Raw genomic sequence first — 22,111 nt, forward strand, 5'->3', positions numbered from 1 at the left:
TTTTTATAATTTGCGAAACTATGCATGCATAGTAATATTTAGAATTCTCTAATATTGCAGAAGCAAAAGGAATTCAATGATGCTGATCAAACTTTTTTGTGCAGCTTTACGATAAGAGTTAAGTATTGTTTTTATAACATATAATGCTTAATTTAAAAGTTTTTAAAAACAGAGAAAAAATATCTTAAGACAACGTATGAATACAATTACTAGATTATTTGATTTTCCACATTATCAATTAGAGAAATACAATTTAGATAAAGCTTTAATAACAAAATACGATGGAGAATGGGTTGCTACTTCTACCAAAGAATATGTAGAAAAAGCAAATAAGATTAGCCGTGGTTTATTGCGATTAGGTGTAAAACCAAATGATAAAGTTGCAATAATTTCAACTAATAATAGAACTGAATGGAATATTGTTGATATAGGAGTTTTGCAGATTGCTGCGCAAGATGTACCCATCTACCCTACTATTTCTCAGGAAGATTATGAATATGTTTTAAATCATTCGGAATCTGTATATTGTTTTGTATCAGATGATGAAGTTTTACAAAAAGTAAAAAACATTAAGGATAATGTACCTTCATTAAAAGGAGTATACTCTTTTAATGATCTAGATGGTTGTGATAGCTGGAACAAAGTATTAGAACTTGGTACAGATGACAGTAATCAAGAAGAAGTAGAAAAATTAATGGCTTCTGTAAAAGAAGATGACCTAGCAACCTTAATATACACTTCTGGAACTACTGGAAGACCAAAAGGTGTTATGCTTAGTCATAAAAATGTTGTGAGTAATGCATTAGCAAGTTCTACAAGATTTCCAATTGTAGATGGAGAAACAAAAGCGTTAAGTTTCTTACCAGTTTGTCATATTTATGAGCGCATGTTAATGTATTTATATCAATATAGAGGCGTTACCATATACTTCGCGGAATCTTTAGAGACTATCAGTGATAATCTAAAAGAGGTACATCCGGATGTTATGTCTGCTGTTCCTAGATTATTAGAAAAAGTGTACGATAAGATTATAGCCAAAGGAACTGATCTTACAGGAATAAAAAAGAAATTGTTTTTCTGGGCGGTTGACCTTGGTTTACAATATGAACCATACGGAGCTAATGGATGGTGGTATGAAAAGAAACTGGGAATTGCAAGAAAACTAATCTTTAGTAAGTGGCAAGAAGCATTAGGAGGTAATCTAAAGGTAATAGCTTCAGGTAGTGCTGCGTTACAATCTAGGCTTGCCAGAGTCTTTAATGCAGCAGAACTAAATGTGATGGAAGGTTATGGACTTACCGAAACATCTCCAGTAGTTTCTGTAAATGACTCCAGAGATAGAGGTTTTAAAATTGGTACTGTAGGGAAAGTACTCCCAGATACTGAAGTTAAAATTGCAAAAGATGGTGAAATACTTGTAAAAGGTCCGCAAGTAATGATGGGGTACTATAAAGACGAAGAAAAAAGTAATGAAGTCCTACAAAATGGATACTTCCATACAGGAGATATCGGAGAAATAGATAGCGAAGGTTTCTTGCGTATTACAGATCGTAAAAAAGAAATGTTCAAAACTTCTGGTGGAAAATATGTTGCTCCTCAGGTAATAGAAAACGCAATGAAACAATCTCGTTTCATTGAGCAAATAATGGTTATCGGAGATGGAGAAAAAATGCCAGCTGCTTTTATTCAATTAAATTTTGAGTTTGTAAAAGATTGGGCTGATCGTAAAGATATCGCTATAGGAACTACTAACGAGGAGATCATAAATAATCAAATAATAATTGATCGTATTCAGGAAGAAGTAGACGAACATAACGAAAAATTTGGAAAGTGGGAGCGCATTAAAAGATTCGAACTTACCGCTGATGAATGGAGTATTGAGGCAGAACACCTCACTCCTACTATGAAATTAAAAAGAAAAGTGATTAAAGCAAAATATCAAGATCTATATAGTAAAATTTATGGCTAATTCAATTCACTGATTACAAATGTATCGTGTAAAACTTTAACTTTAAATCAGTAAACTCCTCATTTTATGAGGAGTTTTTTTATTAATTCACTAGAAAAATGTAAATTACTTACTCTTTTCATAATTTTTCTAGAATTTATTATGCGTGCATAGTAAATTTTCCTTACCTTTACATCATAACAAATTTTCTGAATGAGAGAAAAAACAATTGATTATGCACTCCGTGCTACATGGATGGCTGTTGCCAAGATGTATAACGAAGAAGCAGGTAAAAAAGGTAGTACAATGGCAACGGGTTTTGCACTGATTAGCATTGATCCCGAAAATGGAACCCCATCTACCTCATTAGGCCCTAAAATGGGAATGGAAGCCACTAGTTTATCAAGAACTTTAAAAACCATGGAGGAAAAAGGATTAATCTTCAGGAAGAAAAATCCGCAAGACGGACGTGGTGTTTTAATATATCTAACTCCTTTCGGAGTAGAAATGAGAAATTTTTCAAAAGACGTAGTTTTTACATTTGATCATGCCGTAAGAAAGCAAGTTCCTCAGGAAAAACTAGATACTTTCTTAGAAGTATTTCAATTGATAAATGATCTTATTTCAACTAAGAAAATTTACACAAAAAAAGAATCTATAAAATCTTAACAACCAGAAGTTAAAAAATGAAAAGAGTCATTAAAAAAGTTGCAGTTGTCGGTTCAGGAATTATGGGTTCCGGTATTGCATGTCATTTCGCTAATATCGGCGTCGAAGTACTATTATTAGATATAGTTCCTCGAGAATTAAACGACAAAGAAAAGGCAAAAGGCCTTACATTAGAGAACAAAGTAGTTCGTAACAGGTTAGTAAATGATTCACTGACTGCGGCTCTTAAATCTAAACCATCTCCAATCTATAGCCAAAAATTTGCTAATCGTATCACTACCGGGAATATGGAAGATGATATAGCAAAAGTAGCTGATGTAGATTGGATTATTGAAGTTGTAGTAGAAAGACTAGATATTAAAAAAATAGTTTTCGAAAACTTAGAGAAACATAGAACTCCAGGAACATTAATTACTTCTAATACTTCTGGTATTCCTATCAAATTTATGAACGAAGGAAGAAGCGAAGATTTCCAGAAGCATTTCTGCGGAACTCACTTCTTTAACCCTGCACGATACTTAAAATTATTTGAAATTATCCCTGGACCAAATACTTCTACTGAAGTTCTTGAATTCCTTAATGGATATGGAGAACAGTTTTTAGGAAAAACTTCTGTAGTAGCTAAAGACACACCAGCTTTTATTGGTAATAGAATAGGTATCTTTAGTATTATGAGTTTATTCCATATGGTAAAAGATATGGGCTTGACTATTGAAGAAGTTGATAAACTATCTGGTCCTGTAATCGGACGACCTAAATCTGCTACTTTTCGTACAGTTGATGTAGTAGGATTAGATACTTTAGTACATGTTGCTAACGGTATTGCTGACAATTGTCCTGATGACGAACGTCACGAATTATTTAAACTTCCTGCTTTCATCAATACAATGATGGAGAACAAATGGTTAGGAAGTAAAACCAAGCAAGGTTTTTATAAAAAGAATGTATCTGCAGAAGGAAAAAAAGAAATTCTTTCTCTTGACTTAGACACATTAGAATACAGAGCTGGTAAAAGAGCTTCCTTTGCTACTTTAGAAATGACTAAAACTATTGACAAGGTAGTAGATCGTTTTAAAGTATTAGTTGCAGGAAAAGATAGAGCTGGAGAATTTTATCGTAAAAGTTTTGCTGCATTATTCGCATATGTATCTAACCGTATTCCAGAAATCACAGATGATCTTTATAAGATTGATGATGCAATGAAAGCTGGTTTTGGATGGGAACACGGACCATTCCAAATATGGGATGCTATAGGTGTAGAAAAAGGAATCGAAATGATGAAAGCAGAAGGATATGAACCAGCTGCTTGGGTTAATGATATGACAGCTTCTGGAAGCACTTCTTTTTATACTGTAAAAAATGGAGCTACTAATTACTACGACATTCCTAAAAAAGAACAGGTAAAAGTTCCGGGACAAGACGCATTTATCATTTTAGATAACATTCGTAAGTCTTCTGAAGTTTTCAAAAACAGCGGTGTTGTTGTAGAAGATATTGGTGATGGAATACTTAACGTAGAATTCCAAAGTAAGATGAACACCATTGGTGGAGATGTTCTTGCTGGATTAAATACAGCTATTGATATGGCTGAGAAAGATTTCCAAGGATTAGTTGTAGGTAATCAAGCTGCCAATTTCTCTGTAGGTGCCAATATTGGTATGATTTTTATGATGGCTGTAGAGCAAGAGTATGATGAATTGAATATGGCTATTAAATATTTCCAGGATTCTATGATGCGTATGCGTTATTCTTCGATCCCTACGATTGTTGCTCCTCACGGTATGGCTTTAGGTGGTGGATGTGAAATATCACTTCACGCTGATAAAGTAGTAGCTGCGGCAGAAACCTATATGGGATTAGTAGAATTCGGTGTAGGTGTGATTCCAGGTGGAGGTGGTTCCAAAGAAATGGCATTAAGAGCTTCAGATCTTTTCAAAAAAGATGATGTTGAGCTAAATGTACTTCAGGAACATTTCTTAACAATTGGTATGGCCAAAGTATCTACTTCTGCATATGAAGCTTTTGATACAAATTTACTTCAGAAAGGAAAAGATATTGTTGTTGTAAACAAAGATCGTCAGATCGCTACTGCTAAAGCATATGCTAAATTAATGGCAGAACAAGGATATACGCAACCAGTAAGGCGAAAGGATGTAAAAGTACTTGGTAAACAAGCACTAGGAATGTTCTTAGTAGGTACAGATTCTATGGAAGCGAGTAAATATATTTCAGAACACGATCATAAAATAGCAAATAAGCTAGGATATGTAATGGCTGGAGGAGATTTATCTGAACCAACGCTAGTAACAGAACAATATTTATTAGATCTAGAGCGTGAAGCTTTCTTGTCTTTATGTACAGAACGCAAAACGCTAGAGCGTATAGAACATATGCTTAAGAAAGGTAAACCGTTACGTAACTAGTATTGAGTAATTAGATTACAGGATCGTTGGATTGTTAGACTATTAAATCCAACTAATCTAAAAATCGAATAATCTAAAAAAATCTAAAGAAATGAAAACCGCATATATAGTAAAAGCATATAGAACAGCCGTAGGAAAAGCACCTCGCGGAGTGTTCAGATTTAAAAGAACTGATGAGTTAGCAGCTGAGACTATTCAGCATATGATGAAAGAGCTACCTCAACTAGACAAAGATCGTATTGACGATGTAATTGTTGGTAACGCAATGCCAGAAGGATCTCAAGGTTTAAACATGGCTCGTTTAATCTCATTAATGGGATTAGACTCTATCGATGTACCTGGTGTAACCGTAAATAGATTTTGTTCTTCAGGAATTGAAACAATTGGTATCGCTACGGCTAAGATACAAGCCGGAATGGCAGATTGTATTATAGCTGGTGGTGCAGAAAGTATGAGTTCTGTTCCAATGACCGGTTATAAAACGGAACTGAATTATGATTTAGCAAAATCAGGTCATGAAGATTACTATTGGGGAATGGGAAATACTGCAGAAGCAGTTGCTCACCAATTCAATGTATCTCGTGAAGATCAAGATGAGTTTGCATATAATTCTCATATGAAAGCATTAAAAGCACAAGCTGAAAATCGCTTTCAGGATCAAATCGTTCCTATCAACGTAGAACAAATCTATGTGGATGAAAACGGAAAAAAAGCATCTAAATCTTATACAGTTACTAAAGACGAAGGACCTCGTGCAGGAACTAGTAAACAAGTATTGGGTAAGCTTAGACCTGTTTTTGAACTTGGAGGAAGTGTGACTGCCGGTAATTCTTCTCAGATGAGTGATGGTGCTGCTTTTGTAATGGTAATGAGCGAAGATATGGTGAAAGAACTAAATCTAGAACCTATCGCAAGACTTGTAAACTATGCCGCGGCTGGTGTAGAACCAAGAATTATGGGAATTGGACCAGTAAAAGCAATTCCTAAAGCATTAAAGCAAGCAGGATTAAAGCAAGATGATATTGAGTTAATTGAACTTAATGAAGCTTTTGCTTCTCAATCTCTGGCAGTAATGCGTGAATTAAACATCAATCAGGACATTGTTAATGTTAACGGTGGTGCGATTGCTTTAGGGCATCCACTTGGATGTACAGGAGCTAAACTTTCTGTTCAGTTATTTGATGAAATGCGCAAACGTGATATGAAAGGAAAATACGGTATGGTAACTATGTGCGTAGGTACAGGTCAAGGAGCTGCCGGTATTTTTGAATTTTTGAATTAAAAAAAATAGAATAAAGAAATAACACTAATAAAAATGAGTACGGAAACTTTAAATAAAGATATTCTTAGAGGAGGACAGTTCCTTGTCAAAGAAACGAAGGCTGAAGATGTATTTACTCCTGAAGATTTTTCGGAAGAGCAAAGAATGATGCGTGATAGTACAAAAGAATTTGTAGATCGTGAACTTTGGGCGCATTGGGAGAAATTTGAATCAAAAGATTATGCATATACTGAGCAATGTATGAAAAAAGCTGGTGAGCTTGGACTACTAGGTGTTGCTGTACCAGAAGCATATGATGGATTAGGAATGGGGTTTGTTTCTACAATGTTGGTATGTGATTATATTTCTGGTGCAACCGGATCTTTCAGTACTGCTTTTGGAGCTCATACAGGAATTGGTACTATGCCAATCTCTTTATATGGTAATGAAGAACAAAAGAAAAAATACGTTTCTAAATTAGCCACTGGTGAGTGGATGGGAGCATATTGTTTAACAGAACCAGGTGCTGGATCAGATGCCAATTCTGGTAAAACTAAAGCTGTTTTATCTGATGACGGAACACATTATTTGATTTCTGGTCAGAAAATGTGGATCTCTAATGCTGGATTCTGTAATCTAATGATTGTTTTTGCTCGTATCGAGGATGATAAAAACATTACTGGATTTATCGTGGAATATGATCCAGAAAATGCTAATGGTATTGCATTAGGTGATGAAGAAAAGAAATTAGGTATTCACTCCTCTTCTACTCGTCAGGTGTTCTTTAGTGACACTAAAGTTCCTGTAGAGAATATGTTATCAGAAAGAGGTAACGGATTTAAGATTGCGATGAATGCACTAAATGTTGGACGTATCAAATTAGCAGCTGCTTGTTTAGATGCACAACGTAGAGTAATTGGAGAAGCTACTAAATATGCTAATGAGCGTATTCAGTTTAAAACTCCAATTATGAATTTTGGAGCAATCAAAGCTAAGATTGCAGAGATGGCTACTAATACGTATGCTGATGAATCTGCAAGTTATCGTGCTGCAAAAAATATCGAAGATAGAATTGCTATCCGTCAAGAGGAAGGAAACACACATCAGGAAGCAGAGCTTAAAGGTGTAGAAGAATATGCTATAGAATGTTCTATTCTTAAAGTAGCTGTTTCTGAAGATGTACAGAATACAGCAGATGAAGGATTACAAATATTTGGTGGTATGGGATTCTCTGCAGACACTCCTATGGAGTCTGCTTGGAGAGATGCTCGTATTGCACGTATCTATGAAGGTACTAATGAAATCAATCGTATGCTAGCAGTTGGTATGTTAGTAAAGAAAGCAATGAAAGGGCATTTAGATCTTTTAGGTCCTGCTATGAAAGTTGCTGATGAACTAACAGGTATTCCTTCTTTTGACACTCCTGATTACTCTGCATTATTTGCAGAAGAAAAAGAGATTGTTGCAAGAATGAAAAAAGTATTTTTAATGGTTGCTGGATCTGCAATGCAGAAATTCGGTCCTCAATTAGAAGAGCACCAACAATTATTGATGGCTGCTTCTGATATTTTGATTGAGATCTATATGGCGGAATCTGCAATTCTACGTACTGAGAAAAATGCAAAACGTTTCGGAGAAGATTCTCAAGAAACTCAGATTGCAATGTCGCAATTGTACTTATACAATGCAATAGATATCGTTATCAAAAAAGGAAAAGAAGCCATCGTTTCTTTTGCTGAAGGTGATGAGCAACGTATGATGTTAATGGGACTTAAGCGTTTCACTAAATATGCGAACCAACCAAATGTAGTAGCATTGAGAAATAAAATTGCTGATAAAGTATCTGCAGAAAACGGATACTGTTTTTCATAAGCAATAAGTATATGCCCTCTCTATGGCATTAAACTAGAGAGTTGTTTAATTTTGATTTAAGAGACCGTCTTTCTGTTGGGGAAAGACGGTTTTTTTGTTTGCTATAATTTATCAAAAAGTTTCTTCCCATATAAAAGAAAAACTACCCTATAATCATTCAATAACATTAATTAAAATATTTAAAAAATAAAAAAGGGAGGAAAGGTATTTTTTTTATCTACTCCACTTTTATATCATAGAAAATACGTTCTTGTATACCTTTTGCTTACATAATATTTATTCTGTATACCTTTTGTTTACACTCTATTTTAGATCAATTTCACATTTATCACGTTCTTAGAAGTACCCTAAAAAAGAATATTATGAACATTGAAAAAATTTCTAAAATCACACAAATTATAGTTCCGATATTAACCGTTATTGTATTAATTATCTTGATCATACATCTAGTTACAATAAATGATGTATTATATTAAACAACAATTTATTAAGACATATTCTAAATCCTTGATCAGCTACTTTGTTATAAGCCCCAAAGTAATCTATAATAGCAATGCGAATATGCTCTTGGACACCAAACCAACCACCATCATTAACTACTAACTACTCTATATACCAATAGAAATTTCTTTATCAATGTGCCAATCTTCACATCATTCTCTTATTCTAAAATATAATATTCTATCAAAGGAGTTTTCATCCAATCATAAACCCCTACAAAATCATATCTTCCTCTTAGTTTCCCTTTATTGTAGTTAATAGTTTTATTCTCACCATTTACCAACTTTAATCACATATAACATACCAATATCATTCCATAAAATTTCGAAATTATCTTCAAAACCGCTTTCAAGAAATTAAACTATGATATACTAAAATAAGTTTAAGTCAGTGATATTACTTATATAGAAGATAGGCAAAATCCAATCTATTTAGTTTTAATAAATGATGCATATTATAAGAAAGCTGAAGGTTATATGTTTCTAATATTTTAGATGCCTCAGGATCTTTAAAAGCATAAATGTAGCTTTACAAAGGTAAGGGCATATACCTAAAGAACCTCTAATTAATAACTCTAACAGAGGATTACAGTATTGCTAAAATAATTATCAAAATGTATTGAATAAAAATAATATAAAACAATAAAGGTAGTGACCTAAAAGTACTACCCCTATTTAAAAGTTTTGTTCAATAAATCTATATCAATTAATTAGGTCGCTGTTTACTTTAATAAAATTGTACTTAAAAAAAGAGTTTGACTAATTAAAGTCAAACCCTAACAATAATTTTCTGAGATTTTTATTTATAGTTAATACACCTTTCTAATAGCTCTTCTATCATTTCTATTAAAAATACTGGTGGTATTTCCTCCAGCACAAGCCTGCATTAAAGAGGTGGTATCGGCTCCTGTAGGAGAACCATCTATATAAATGGCCCCCACTCCTGCTTGTCCTTCATTACCTCCTCTGATGCAACTCTCGCGAGTTGCAAAATCTGTATGTCTAAACCCTATGGCATGTCCAATCTCATGAGCCATAATCTGCGCTAATTCGAACCTTTTGATATCTAATAAATTTATAGCTATACTATTAAGTCCAAAAAGAAGGAGCTGGATTACCTCCTCTAGGAAATCCTTCTGACCTACCTAACACTATAGAACTAGTAATAGGATCAGGTTCTTCTGCGAAAACAGTTACTCTAATATCTATATTGCTAGCTGATTCTCCAGATCTTAATCTACGAAAACGTAGATCAGAATTAATATTATTGTATGCATTAATAGTACGATTAAGTGCTCCGTTACCCAGTGCTCCTAACCCACTACCCGTAATATCAACAATAAGCGTTCTAGCCCTGCCTGACACATTCACCAAGTTATTGGTTCTGTAATGTTTCTGTGGATCTCCAGAATTATCATATTCTTCTGCGAGTTCATATATTTCTTTAAATGTTAGAAACATATCTTCTACAGCTACTACTTCTTTACCTTCATACATAGTCAGAAAAGCGTTTGTTGTACTAAAATGTGCTGATTCTAATTTATCCAGAACATTTTTCGAGACTTCCTTTTTAGATAGAGACTGATGGTTTGATGCATTAGTATCATCTGGTTTACTACAGGAAGCAATAATCATTACGCCTAGAAAGATTACAAAATGGATTTTTTTCACGAGTTTGATTTTTAAAATTAGATAAAAATGAGTTTTCACACTGCGTATAGTTTACACGAAGTAGTTCTTAAATAACTAAATCCCTTTAATTATTTCTTCGAAATTTATGAGGATTAAGGCTGAAAGACAGATATAACAGGTTGATAAAAGGTAAACAACATGAAATGATAGGTTAGCAAAAGGTATACGCTTTTCACTTTACCATTTCAATACTTTTTCACTTTATAGTATAATGATAATATTTAACCAAGATTCGATCTTAAGGATTCAAATCGAATAAATAATTTATTTATACAATAAACTGCCTTTCTCTAACAGAAAGGCAGTTTTCTTTTTATACCAACAATTCGTAAACCTAGATAGCTACCTAAAATGACAAATGTATTTTAACTTGGATAATCGCAAAATTGTACCACTATAAACACATGATTCAAAACCACTAAAATTACAATTATCATTTACCTCCCTTCTTATCGAAATATCAGCTAATAATCATCCTTTCTAACAACCGAGACTCTCCCAAAGGGTTTTATCAGATGATGCATTTGGGTTTACCTCTTTTAAGCAATATATAAGAATATAGATTATAAAGAGCAGAAAGTTTCTATGATTACATCAAAAACTATCAAGCTCCAAACCAAAAACAAACCTCATTATTTTTCAACAAACCTTTTTCCAACTTTATGTCAAGTGCTATTTACAACTTATAGTAGACCTTAGTAGTGTTACGTAACAGTTTTCACTAATTCATAAATTAATCACAATGAAAAATTTTAAAAACAGAATTTTATTGAAGCTATTTTGCCTTTCAATAATCGTTACAGGAACATTAAGTTGTTCTAATGACAATCAAGAAGAAGTTTACGATCAAGAGTTGGCATCATTTGAAGAATTTACAATTGGAGATTTTGAAGAAGAGCTTACTATAGATGATGCAGAGGAGTTTGATGAAAATCCAAACGAAGTCCTGCCTACAAAAGGATCTGAAATTTTGATTATGGAAACTATCGGTAAGAAAACAAATTATTATATAACTACTGATTATGGAGAAACTTACAAAAAAATTCCAAACGAAAAATCTCTAGATTTTGAGGATAACAAATTTTGGGCTATTACACTTTATAGTCAAAATGACTTTTATGGCCAATCAAGTTTTTCCCTTTTTCTTCCAGACAAAAAAATAAAGAGGTCTCATAATTTCAAACTTAATGGAGTACGTTACCGTTCATTTGTTAGCAAAGGAAATATGAATGTAAGATTATTCGAAAGTAGTGATTTTACAGGTCACAATCATTTCTTTGATCGTAAAGACAAAAAACCTTACAAACTTAATAATTTATCTCACCATTATAGAAGTGTTAATCTTTGGCCTCACGATAGTAAAGACGCTAAATCAGTACTCTATGAGGATGATAATTATGAAGGTGCACCAAGACCTATTTGGAACAACGTAAACCTCAGCGATAAATGGAAAACTAAAGTTAGCTCAATAAGAGTGAATACACAGAATTGGTCAACAGGAAATGTATTGTCAAGTTCAAACAGTGATAATAGTATAGTAACGGCCTCGGATATGGGTCTACTTCCACTAGAATTAAGAGATAAGATAATTGAAATTGCGATAACAAATACCAGAGGTAAAGCATGTAATCCAAGACAATCATGTCATAAGGAAAGACTCTGTAATAGTCTGATAAGCGGGGTCGTTGGTAGTCATGACGTAACAACTGCTGCCGGATGCAATAAAGAACTAGCTCGAAAAGGAATACGTCGAAATAGAAGGTCTTTTTGTACTATTTCCGGTTATTGTATAGACCCTCGTACTTTAAATGGCAGAAATTAGTAATTATTAACTCATTAAAAAAGGTGGTAGTAATCTATCACCTTTTATCCTAAACATAATTTACAAAAACAATACTCATGAGAATCTATAATATATTAACAACTATATTATTATTAATGATAGGTTTTAACTGCTATCAAACCTATCAATTACAACGAACCAATCATAAAATACATAAAGCTGCTGCCAGCATGGCCACTCAATTAAAAATCATGCTTACTCCACCGCCAGCACCAGAAAGTATTGCAACAGGAATAGAGGCACCTGCTTTTTCTCTTATTAACAAAGAAAACAAAGAAGTAAGCCTAGCTACGCTATCGAAAGAGAAGAAAAAAATACTGGTATTCTCTAGCAGTACTTGTCAGTATTGCCAGGATTATTATCCAGAACTAGATAAGTATACCAAAGAAAACCAGGAAATCGAAGTGATAGTAATACAAGCAGAATCCACACCAGAAGAAAATGAAAAATTGATTACAAATAACAATTATAGTTTTGATATTTTAGTTGCCGATCAGCAGGTATGGCAGGATTATCAGATACAGGCAACACCCACCACTATTATACTAGATGAGAACAACAAAATAATCAGTAGTTCTATATCTTCTACCTATGCTGATCTAACGAATCTATTAGGGGATTCTTAATAAATTTAAGTTTGTGCGAACATGGCAAAACTGTTTTTTCAGAATAGAAAAAGCAGTTTTTTTTTTTTTTTTATTACATATATTCATCTAATTCTTCTTCAAAAACTTGTTGTAAATAGTCCCTTAGTGATAATTCTTTATCAAACCCCAGCTTTTTCTTAATCATACTTTTAGCATGTTTAACAGTAGTTGGAGCTACACATATTACATCGGCTATTTCTTTAATGGATAAATTAAGCTTTGTAAGTATACAATATCGTATCTGAGTATCTGATAAATTTGGGTACTTATCTCTCAACATATTAGTAATTCCAGAATACTCCTGTAGGATTTGATCTCCTATATGTGTAATATCCTCACCTGAAGTAATTAGCTGGTTTAATTCGGTTCTAACATTTTTTAAATTCGGATCAACTGCTTTAATATTCAAAACGATTGATTTTAACTCTCTAAGTTTATCAACCCTATTGTTAATTTTCATTGCCACAAGTCTTAACTCATCTTCACGCCTTAATAGTTCTTTTTTTTGTTTAGGTATAACCTCAACAAGTTTTGTTTTTTCTTTTTGTATACTCTTATATCCAATAAAGCCTAATATTAAAAATAATGCAAGTAAAAAGACTAAAACACCATTTTCTACACTCAATTGACTAATTTGAGATCCCAATATTCGATTAGAATTTTTCAGCTGTTTTTGATCTAATTTTGAAATAAAAAATTCTCCATTGTTAAGTATACCTACCTTAGCAACAAATGTTAGTAATTTTTCCTTTCTATCTTCTAATTTTTTAATATCTCCCCATTGATCTGATTCCTTTATATACTGAATTAGCTCTTCTAAATACTTAATTTGATTTACTATGGATGAAGACAATTCTATGGCTTTTGCTAATGAATCTATTGCTCTATAATTATCCTCTAGAGATTTTAAGTACAAAAATTCATAATAATATGCTTCTGCTAATGCATCGTTTAGAGATACAGGACCTTTTAAACAAACAATAGCATTTCTAATCGATTGTAATGCTCCTGAATTATTACCCTCTGCATAATAGATTCTACTCAACAACGTAGTAATAACACCCGTTATATAGTTATTACCATAGTCCACAGATTTAACCGCCCACTTTTTAGCTTCATCATATTCACCCAGTGCCAATAGGGTTTTTGCCATTACCCCAGATATATCATGATGTCGAATGTTATCCTCCCAATGATCATCTATTAATTGTTGTATATGAGATAACTCTTCTTCAAGTTTTTCTATACTAGGACTATTTTTCAATATCAACTCTGTCTTCTCCAGTTGTATTCCGATAATACCTCTACAATATTTTTCTTTAATCGATAATTCATACCCTCTATCATAAAGTTCCATAACGGCAGGAGTATAACCGTACTGCTTCCCAAGTATATAAGCTAAATGTAAATGCGCTCTAATTATATTTCTATTCCTTAGATCATTTGAATTCGATAATTTTAGCAAATTGGTTAAACTTTGCGTGTACTTATGTAAGCTATCATAATCTTTATGTCTATAGTAATGAAACATTAATACTCCATTAAAATTTACAGTTTCTTCGAAAAAACCATTCTTTTTAGAAAATCTAAGCAATCCTCTTAAATCATTTGCTGTAAATTCCCCAAAATCTTTTATTAATAATTTTTCTGCATTGGCAATTGAATCCTTCAAAAAAAACAATACGATCTTCAGTCATACTAACAGGTTTGTATAAATCTTGTTTAGAACAAAAACTCTTCAAATTTAGCACTGAAAATAGATTTACTTTAAGTACCAAAAATATTATTGTAATCACAATAGGTTTCATTGGTAAAAAACCTAAACTTTTAAACTTTAATAAAAGAGTATACATATCACTTTTGTTAGAACTATATTTTTTTCTCATCGATAATTTATGAAATTTAAAATTAAACCGTGATCCTTCAGATTTAACAACAAAAACCTACAACGAAAACTGGATATTAACTTTTAAAACCTTATACCGATATCATCTAAATCACAAAACTGAACAAACATCTTTGGCAAAACTAAGGGACATTTTCTACATCTAATGCTAATAACTTGCCATAAACCTTCAGGGCTTACTTCAAGAAACCAATCATTCATATAGATCGCAGTAAAAATTAGAACTAGTATACGAAGTTTATCTATTATAAATAGCAGTAATAATCAATACTTTAAAAAAATATAGTTGTTATTAAAGAGAATTTTAGACTTAAACAAACATATGATGTCAGTCTTAATAATAAAATGCTAAAAGATATTCTGTCAAAAAAGTTCTAAGAACTTCCGACTTGATAGTTTGAGTTGAATATTAGATCAAAACAAACCTAATGTCAATTGTATGAGCTTTTAAACTTGCTAATCTCACCCCATCTATGTTCTATTACCAGAGCAAGAAGGATGATATCAAAGTTATTGATAAACTAAAATAGCTAGCAGAAGCTTATCGCACTTGAGGTTTTGATGAGTATTATTACAAGGATCGTAGCAGATGTTCAAAATGGAATAGGAAACGTGTCTTTCTATATATAGTGAGATTAAGCCAAATTCTGAGGCGTAAACATGAAAAGCGCTTGATAGCATTTGTAAAACGACCTATGAAAACACCTTCTTTACTCAATGAATGTTGGAGTATGGATTTTATGAACCATATACTTGCAAATAGCAGAAAATTGCAAGTATTTAATGCGGTTGATGATTGTAATCTTGAGGTACTAACAATAGATATAGGACTTTCCCTTCCTAAAAGAACTGTTATGGAAACACTTAAAAATCTCAAAAAAGAAATAGGGTTACCAAAATTTATTAGATGTGATAATAGTCTTGAATCTATATCAAAAGCATTTATCAACTGATCTAAAAACTACTTTGTAGAAATCAAATACACTCATCCATGAAAAATCAACTTAAAAAAAACAGGTAATAACTAGAGAGTAGACTACATTTTTTTTAGTCATTCACATAATTCATTAGGACAATATATCTCTATAGAATATATGCCTAGTTTTGAGAAGGAATTTAAATTCTTCATCAAAACTGAATTAAATAGTGATTTCTTCCCGATAAAGTAGAGAATCCTTCAAAAAAACAAGAAACTCCTCAAATCTAGATAGAATAATAGACTATTTTGATACAAAAGAAATTAAAAACTAAAATCAATTCAAACCAAAAACAAATCCAAATTTTTCTTTTACAAACCTATTTCAAACCCAAAATTATTATTAATAAATTATGATAAAAATAAATTTGTAGCGATCAGATGTGGTGCTACAGATCAAGATATTATAATGAATTAATTATCAAAAATTTTAAACCATGAAAAAAGTAAAAGTAGTAAAACTAGTATTTGTCTTATCAATGTGTATTTTCTTCATTAGTTGTTCTAATGAAGATGAAGATCATAACGAAGCTTATCAACAAAGTTCAGAACTTATAGATGTTAACTTTGAAAAAGACTTAGATAATTTTGATTATGTTATTTATTTGAATCAAACTTATACGATGAAGGAAGTCTTAACAAATAAATCTTTATTTGAAACTTATAAAAACCATTCATATGTGGGAATAGACGATGCAACTCCAAGGACAATGTATCTTTTTGATACCGAAATAGAATTGGAGAAAAAAATGGAAGAACTAGACAGTTTTTACAAACCTCAAGCTAAAAATAGAGATAGAGACTATTGGGCTGCAAGAGTTCGTCTCTATGAGCACGTAAATTTTAAAGGTCGTTATATATCCTGGAATTTCCGAACAACTCACGATAAAAGGTACACAAAAAGTATACCTCTTTGGATAAATGACAAAATTTCATCAATGAAAGTAGACAATACTACATTTTCTTGGGAATGGGATAGAACCTATCAAAGAAAGATATGGAGAGCTATTTATATAAAATGTTATGAAGGTTTTCAAACAGATTCCAGAAACACGACGGATAGAATTTGGCATTATGAAGATAATAAGGATTATCCTAATTTACATGACGATGGATGGGGCGATAATATTTCTTTAATTCGTATTGGCGATGGAAATTTAGTGTATTAGTTAAATTAAACATATATGATTTTAAAAGCGAGATTCACAACATCGAATTCTCGCTTTTTATCAATTCAATTTGACCATCATCAAAAGTCAACTGAAGAAATCTTTTCAAGGATAACTTGCTATCAAAACCAATTTTCTTCTTAATCATACTTTTAGCATGTTTAACAGTGGTCGGAGCTACATGCATTACCTCTGCTATTTCTTTAATTGATAAACCCAATTTCGTAAGTATACAATATTTAATCTGGGTATTAGTCAAAAACGAGTGGCTATCCTTCAATATTCCTGCTAAACCAGAATATTCCCGCAATAATCGATCCCCAATTTGGGTAAATTCTTCTCCAGATTTAATTAATCCATTCAGTTCTATTTTAACCTTTTTTAAATCGGGATCAACTGCTTTAATTTTTGAAATGATAATTTTTAATTCCTTGAGTCTATTTACTCGATTATCAAGCTTCATTGAAACAAACCTTAACTCATCTTCGCGTTGCAGCAATTGTTTCTTTTGTTTAGGAATTATTGCAGCTAGTTTTGTTTTCTCGAAATGTACTTTTTTAAAAATCAAAAAAGCTAACACCAAAAGGGACACCATTAAAAAACACATCGCTACTGCAATACTTTTTGAGCGATTTAATTGACCTCCTAGTATTTTATTAGAACCTGACAATTGTATTTGATCAATCTTTGAAACAAAAAATTCACCTTCATTCAGTATATCTGCTTTATAAACTATTGTCAATAATTCTCTCTTTTTTTGTTTATAATCATTTACAAGATCCCATCCATTGTTTTCTTTCATAATTTCAATTGCAATATTCAGATATTTGATTTGATCTACAATAGAAGGCGAAGTTTTGATTGCTTTGCTAAGTAAACCGATTGCTTTATTTACATCATCAGATTTTAAATATTTAAACTTATTATAATATGCATCTGATAGAGCATCTCTGTAAGCAATATTTTCTTTAAGACAAACAATTGCTTTGTCTACAAACTGTATAGCTTTCTCAATATGTCCTTCTTTGTAATAAATTTCACTCAGTAAAGTACTTGTAATTCCTTCTTCATAATCATTGTGTTGATCCACTGATTTAGTGGCCCACTGCTTGGCCTCCTCATACTTTCCCTGCTTCAAAAGAATTTTTGCCATTAATCCCGCAATTGCATTATGTCTTATATTATCTTTCCAGTGGTCATTAATTAATTGTTCTGTTTCTTTTAGCAATTGATCAACTTTTTCTTTGGTAGGGTGATTCCTAAGAATGAGCTCTGTTTTTTCAATTTGTATTCCAATAATCCCCCTATAATATTCTTCTTTAATAGATAATTCGTATCCCTTATCATAAAATTTCATAACATTTGGAGTATAACCATACATCTTGCTAAGTATATAAGCTAAATGTAAATGTAGTAGTATAACATTCCCGTTCTTTTGATGATTTGAATTTGAAAATTCTAACAAATTAGATAAACTCATGGTATATTTATACAAGCTGTCATATTCTTTATGTCTATAATAATGAAACATTAAGGCTCCATTAAAATTTACTGTTTCTTCGAACAAACCATTTTTTTCCGAAAGTCTGAGTAATCCTCTCAAACCTTTTGCTGTAAATTCCCCAAAATCTTTTATTAATAATTTTTCTGCATTGGCAATTGAATCCTTCAAAAAAACAATACGATCTTCAGTCATACTAACAGGTTTGTATAAATCTTGTTTAGAAGAAAAACTCTTCAAATTTAGCACTGAAAATAGATTTACTTTAAGCACCAAAAATATTATTGTAATCGCAATAGGTTTCATTGGTAAAAAACCTAAACTTTTAAACTTTAATAAAAGAGTATACATATCACTTTTGTTAGAACTATATTTTTTTCTCATCGATAATCTATGAAATTAAAATTAAACCGTGATCCTTCAGATTTAACAATAAAAATATAAATACCTGAAATTCAGAATTTTATAAAAAAACATCTAGCACATTGTATACCATTAGTTTACTTTTTAAATCATTTTGTTAAAATCAAATACAACAATTTTTATAATATCTGCATCTTTTGGTTTAAAAAAACTATTACACCATATCATCAAGATTCGTTTTATAGTATAGATTGTTTTTATTATTTAAAAAATTAAAAAATAACCTATAACACCAAACCATTTTCAAACCTTGGTTTCTCCCCCTCTCATTAAATAAACGATTACATTTGAGAAACTAAGATTTATAATTATGAAAAACTTCTTTTTATTCTCTCTACTCATACTGTTTATGAGTTGTGAGAAACCGCAAATTGTTGCCATCGAAGATGAAACAAGCAATGAAAATCATGCTAAACTGGGGAGCTACAGATTTAATTTTTATAAAAATTTAGCATTTCATCATGCACCAATATTCTATCAAGATGTAGATCGTACTTCTATTGCAGGCTCCTCGAACGCAGGTTTAGGTGGCAAGTCTGATTATATAAGTAGATACGATTTTGATGGTGATAAAAACACCAACAACAACTGGGAAAATCTAGCAGGTAAAAGACCAAGTGCTGTTGGGTATTTTTCTGTAGCGGAAACAGAAACACATTATTATATTTTGTACGCATTTTACCATGCTCGAGATTGGGACGATGCACCTTGGTGGCGAGAAGATTCTCACGAAAATGATATGGAAGGAATTCTGATGGCTGTGTGGAAAAATAATGCAAGATACGGTGAATTAGAAGCTGCTATTACCGTGTTTCACAAAGATTTTTATTCCTATAAGAAAAACGGACATCATTGGACAAGCGGTGCAGAGTCTGTTGATGGAGAACTATCTTTTCAATGGCATAATGATATCTCCAGGGCAGAGTTTTCTTCAGAAGCTAAGGGGCACGGAATAAAAGCATATTCTAAACAAAAACCAGGTGGTAGCGACTATGTGGTATATAAGCCTAGTGTAACAACAAGGGGAGTACCGCGCGATCCTTATGACAGAAATGTGCCTTACAAATTAGAACATTTAATTGGTGCTGGTAAATTATGGAACCTTAGAAATGATTCCAGAATATTTGATGGAGCTGCGTTTGTAGGAGATAATTACAAAAGAAATGCAGCAAATCCGCCATGGGGTTGGAATGATCATAATGATCAAATGCCAGGAGGAGCCATGGCATATAAGCCTGCAGAATTGTTTAAAAATTATTTTGACACTAAATGGAGTAATGTAAGCACAAAATATATACATAATCCATATTTAAATATACCTTAGAATCACGAAACCACCCCAACAAATATCAACTAAACGGAAAAGATCGAAGAATTATTCTTCGATCTTTTTTATGCTTGTAATACATCTTCGAGATATTTTTTTAACGATATGTTTGGAGAGATTTCCATTTTCTTTTTTATTCTGCTTCTACTTGTTTTCACAGTATTTGCAGTTACTCCAAGAATATTAGCAGTTTCTTTAAGTGATAAGTTTAATTTAGTAAGTAAGCAATATTTAATTTCTGTATCAGAAAGTTCAGAACATTTTGCTTTTAATTTTAGTACCGCATTTGGATATTGGGATTCAATACGATCTGTAATCATGGATAAATGCGCTCCAGAAGAAACCAAACCTTTTATTTTTTTTTGCAATTGGTTAAAAACATCATCAGAGTTATTTATATTCCTAATATCTGAATTAATCTCAGACAAAACATTTTGTCTTTCAGATAAAGCTGATGCAAGTGTATTCAATTCATTTTCTCTCAATCGTACTTTTTCTTTCAAAAGAATTTTTTCCTGTTCTTTGAGTAAATTTATACTTTTTTTAGATTTTATATTTCTAACTAATAAAATGATCGAAAAAGTACCAATCATTGCAACAATTATTAATCCTAGAACAAAGTATCGCTGTTGTCTATTTTGGACTTGTAGTAACTCATTCTCAGCTTTAAGCTTTTTTGTTGTAAGCTCTTCCTCTATCAATTTATAAAGGGTTTCATTATTATGAATTACGTCCCTATTTCTAATCTTGTTTAAGCTATCACTGATTGAGTAATAATGTTCTCTAAAAGATATCCCTTTTTCAATATTTTTTTGTTCTAAATAAAGTTCTGATAATTCAAAACTAGCTTCTTTTTTAACTATTGGATCTTCAGTCGTATTAAAAGCATTAAGAAACTTGATTTGTGCCTCATTTATTTTTTTTAATCCTACATAAATTTTGCCTAGATAAAAATCTTTATTCCACTGAGTAAAACCTGTATCTACTTGATCATAAATCTTTTGTGCTTCAATAAATTTCTCTTCTTGCAATAAAAAATCACATAAATCAACTAGTAACACATTATGTAAACGTTCATGATTGTGTTTTTTTGTAATAACCATCGCTTTTTCGACCCAACTAATTGCATCAGACATTTTACCTTCTCTTTGATAATTCAAAGCAATACTTCGATATATATTGGCAAATCCTGCATCAGTAGTATCAAAATCATACTTGTCAATTATATCCTTGTAGTAAGTATCTGCCAAATTATACTCACCAAGATTACTATAAACTCTGGCTATGTTAAGCATGCTAATTTTAGTTATCCTTAAAAATTTTTCATGATCTTTTTTTTTTGAATAAGAATAAACTTTTTGATACCAATCCAATGCATTATTAAACTGACGCATCTCTAAATATATGTTTCCTTTTGCCAAATAGTGGCTATAAAGTTCTAGTTCATTATTATCTTCTTTAGCCAGATCTATTGCCTTTTTGATATAAAAAAAAGCGCTATCAAATTGATCCTGCTTTCTATAATAAATACTCAAAAAATTACTTGCTCTACTTTGTCCATAAATATAATTCAATCCTTTACTACTCTCTAAAAGATTATAAAAAGGTTTCGGGCTATCATAACGCCGGTTAAAATTATCAATAATACTATCGATTTTCTTTTGTTGTTGCTGTGATGACTTATTTTGTGCTTTAAATAGAATTGGGAATAATAAGACACATAAGAAAAGATACCTTCGTGTACCGCACATTAAATAAATCATACTAAATAATCGTGTTAGTTAAGTAAAATGGTTCTTTAATTTAAAACACATAAAATTAAGAGTATTAACACTAATCTAAAACCACTCCGTTCCTAAATATTAAAAAAAATGATTTATCTACAAAATATAATATAAACTAAATAAGTTCTATAATCTTAATACACTCTTGTTCTGCTATTTATAAACACTTC

At 31.7% G+C, this 22,111-nt stretch carries 16 protein-coding genes; 10 read left to right on the forward strand and 6 right to left on the reverse strand.

What is annotated here, in order from left to right:
* The first annotated feature begins 196 nt into the window (after positions 1-196).
* From Q0975_RS17045 to Q0975_RS17065, 5 genes are all read left to right on the forward strand, one after another.
* On the forward strand, positions 197-1,969 hold the full coding sequence (locus Q0975_RS17045; protein WP_299438835.1) for a long-chain fatty acid--CoA ligase: 1,773 nt from the start codon (positions 197-199) through the stop codon (positions 1,967-1,969).
* A gap of 192 nt (positions 1,970-2,161) precedes the next feature.
* Complete coding sequence (locus Q0975_RS17050) at positions 2,162-2,617, forward strand: MarR family transcriptional regulator (RefSeq protein ID WP_299438837.1); 456 nt, start codon at positions 2,162-2,164, stop codon at positions 2,615-2,617.
* Positions 2,618-2,634: 17 nt separating this feature from the next.
* Positions 2,635-5,040, forward strand: a complete 2,406-nt coding sequence (locus tag Q0975_RS17055; protein WP_299438839.1) for a 3-hydroxyacyl-CoA dehydrogenase/enoyl-CoA hydratase family protein — start codon at positions 2,635-2,637, stop codon at positions 5,038-5,040.
* Positions 5,041-5,131: 91 nt separating this feature from the next.
* Entirely contained in the window at positions 5,132-6,322 is a 1,191-nt protein-coding gene (locus tag Q0975_RS17060; RefSeq protein WP_299438841.1) for an acetyl-CoA C-acyltransferase, read from the forward strand.
* A 33-nt stretch (positions 6,323-6,355) separates the two neighbouring features.
* Positions 6,356-8,173: an acyl-CoA dehydrogenase family protein gene (locus tag Q0975_RS17065; RefSeq protein ID WP_299438843.1), complete on the forward strand. Its 1,818-nt coding sequence runs from the start codon at positions 6,356-6,358 to the stop codon at positions 8,171-8,173.
* A 661-nt stretch (positions 8,174-8,834) separates the two neighbouring features.
* Here Q0975_RS17065 and Q0975_RS17070 read toward each other — a convergent pair.
* The 3 genes from Q0975_RS17070 to Q0975_RS17080 all read right to left on the reverse strand — a co-directional run bounded on the left by Q0975_RS17070 (position 8,835) and on the right by Q0975_RS17080 (position 10,344).
* Entirely contained in the window at positions 8,835-8,957 is a 123-nt protein-coding gene (locus Q0975_RS17070; protein ID WP_299438845.1) for a glycoside hydrolase family 11 protein, read from the reverse strand.
* A 525-nt stretch (positions 8,958-9,482) separates the two neighbouring features.
* Positions 9,483-9,710: a M57 family metalloprotease gene (locus Q0975_RS17075; protein ID WP_299438847.1), complete on the reverse strand. Its 228-nt coding sequence runs from the start codon at positions 9,708-9,710 to the stop codon at positions 9,483-9,485.
* Between the two features lie 52 nt (positions 9,711-9,762).
* Positions 9,763-10,344 (reverse strand): M57 family metalloprotease, encoded by a 582-nt coding sequence (locus tag Q0975_RS17080; protein WP_299438848.1) that lies wholly within the window; start codon positions 10,342-10,344, stop codon positions 9,763-9,765.
* A 763-nt stretch (positions 10,345-11,107) separates the two neighbouring features.
* Here Q0975_RS17080 and Q0975_RS17085 point away from each other — a divergent pair.
* Together Q0975_RS17085 and Q0975_RS17090 are read left to right on the forward strand one after the other, a co-directional pair.
* The gene (locus tag Q0975_RS17085) at positions 11,108-12,187 is read left to right on the forward strand and encodes a hypothetical protein (RefSeq protein ID WP_299438850.1); all 1,080 of its coding nucleotides are present in this window, start codon (positions 11,108-11,110) and stop codon (positions 12,185-12,187) included.
* 77 nt (positions 12,188-12,264) lie between these two features.
* Complete coding sequence (locus Q0975_RS17090) at positions 12,265-12,834, forward strand: TlpA disulfide reductase family protein (protein ID WP_299438852.1); 570 nt, start codon at positions 12,265-12,267, stop codon at positions 12,832-12,834.
* Positions 12,835-12,907: 73 nt separating this feature from the next.
* Here Q0975_RS17090 and Q0975_RS17095 read toward each other — a convergent pair whose 3' ends face one another.
* A complete protein-coding gene (locus Q0975_RS17095; protein ID WP_299438854.1) occupies positions 12,908-14,527 on the reverse strand; it encodes a hypothetical protein in 1,620 nt (539 codons plus the stop codon).
* A 929-nt stretch (positions 14,528-15,456) separates the two neighbouring features.
* Between Q0975_RS17095 and Q0975_RS17100 the strand changes: the two genes are divergently transcribed.
* Both Q0975_RS17100 and Q0975_RS17105 read left to right on the forward strand, forming a co-directional pair.
* Positions 15,457-15,714 carry a hypothetical protein gene (locus Q0975_RS17100; RefSeq protein ID WP_299438856.1) on the forward strand — a complete coding sequence of 86 codons (258 nt, stop codon included), beginning with the start codon at positions 15,457-15,459 and terminating at the stop codon, positions 15,712-15,714.
* 460 nt (positions 15,715-16,174) lie between these two features.
* Positions 16,175-16,906 (forward strand): hypothetical protein, encoded by a 732-nt coding sequence (locus Q0975_RS17105; RefSeq protein ID WP_299438858.1) that lies wholly within the window; start codon positions 16,175-16,177, stop codon positions 16,904-16,906.
* Positions 16,907-16,940: 34 nt separating this feature from the next.
* Here the strand turns inward: Q0975_RS17105 and Q0975_RS17110 are convergent, their stop codons facing one another.
* Positions 16,941-18,758, reverse strand: a complete 1,818-nt coding sequence (locus tag Q0975_RS17110; RefSeq protein WP_299438860.1) for a LuxR C-terminal-related transcriptional regulator — start codon at positions 18,756-18,758, stop codon at positions 16,941-16,943.
* 382 nt (positions 18,759-19,140) lie between these two features.
* Here Q0975_RS17110 and Q0975_RS17115 point away from each other — a divergent pair, with 382 nt between their 5' ends.
* Positions 19,141-20,154, forward strand: a complete 1,014-nt coding sequence (locus tag Q0975_RS17115) for a hypothetical protein (protein WP_299438862.1) — start codon at positions 19,141-19,143, stop codon at positions 20,152-20,154.
* Between the two features lie 68 nt (positions 20,155-20,222).
* On the opposite strand, the gene Q0975_RS17120 is transcribed toward Q0975_RS17115, so the two are convergent.
* Positions 20,223-21,920 (reverse strand): hypothetical protein, encoded by a 1,698-nt coding sequence (locus tag Q0975_RS17120; protein ID WP_299438864.1) that lies wholly within the window; start codon positions 21,918-21,920, stop codon positions 20,223-20,225.
* Positions 21,921-22,111 lie beyond the last annotated feature (191 nt).

The sequence above is a fragment of the uncultured Aquimarina sp. genome, assembly GCF_947500065.1.
GTDB lineage: Bacteria > Bacteroidota > Bacteroidia > Flavobacteriales > Flavobacteriaceae > Aquimarina.

Excerpts from the sequence above, each read along its gene's own strand:
- Q0975_RS17105 (WP_299438858.1), top strand. The coding sequence starts at position 16,175 with ATGAAAAAAGTAAAAGTAGTAAAACTAGTATTTGTCTTATCAATGTGT.
- Q0975_RS17065 (WP_299438843.1), top strand. The coding sequence starts at position 6,356 with ATGAGTACGGAAACTTTAAATAAAGATATTCTTAGAGGAGGACAGTTC.
- Q0975_RS17060 (WP_299438841.1), top strand. The coding sequence starts at position 5,132 with ATGAAAACCGCATATATAGTAAAAGCATATAGAACAGCCGTAGGAAAA.
- Q0975_RS17100 (WP_299438856.1), top strand. The coding sequence starts at position 15,457 with ATGAAAACACCTTCTTTACTCAATGAATGTTGGAGTATGGATTTTATG.
- Q0975_RS17075 (WP_299438847.1), bottom strand. The coding sequence starts at position 9,710 with ATGGCTCATGAGATTGGACATGCCATAGGGTTTAGACATACAGATTTT.
- Q0975_RS17050 (WP_299438837.1), top strand. The coding sequence starts at position 2,162 with ATGAGAGAAAAAACAATTGATTATGCACTCCGTGCTACATGGATGGCT.
- Q0975_RS17085 (WP_299438850.1), top strand. The coding sequence starts at position 11,108 with ATGAAAAATTTTAAAAACAGAATTTTATTGAAGCTATTTTGCCTTTCA.
- Q0975_RS17120 (WP_299438864.1), bottom strand. The coding sequence starts at position 21,920 with ATGATTTATTTAATGTGCGGTACACGAAGGTATCTTTTCTTATGTGTC.
- Q0975_RS17090 (WP_299438852.1), top strand. The coding sequence starts at position 12,265 with ATGAGAATCTATAATATATTAACAACTATATTATTATTAATGATAGGT.
- Q0975_RS17115 (WP_299438862.1), top strand. The coding sequence starts at position 19,141 with ATGAAAAACTTCTTTTTATTCTCTCTACTCATACTGTTTATGAGTTGT.
- Q0975_RS17110 (WP_299438860.1), bottom strand. The coding sequence starts at position 18,758 with ATGTATACTCTTTTATTAAAGTTTAAAAGTTTAGGTTTTTTACCAATG.
- Q0975_RS17055 (WP_299438839.1), top strand. The coding sequence starts at position 2,635 with ATGAAAAGAGTCATTAAAAAAGTTGCAGTTGTCGGTTCAGGAATTATG.
- Q0975_RS17045 (WP_299438835.1), top strand. The coding sequence starts at position 197 with ATGAATACAATTACTAGATTATTTGATTTTCCACATTATCAATTAGAG.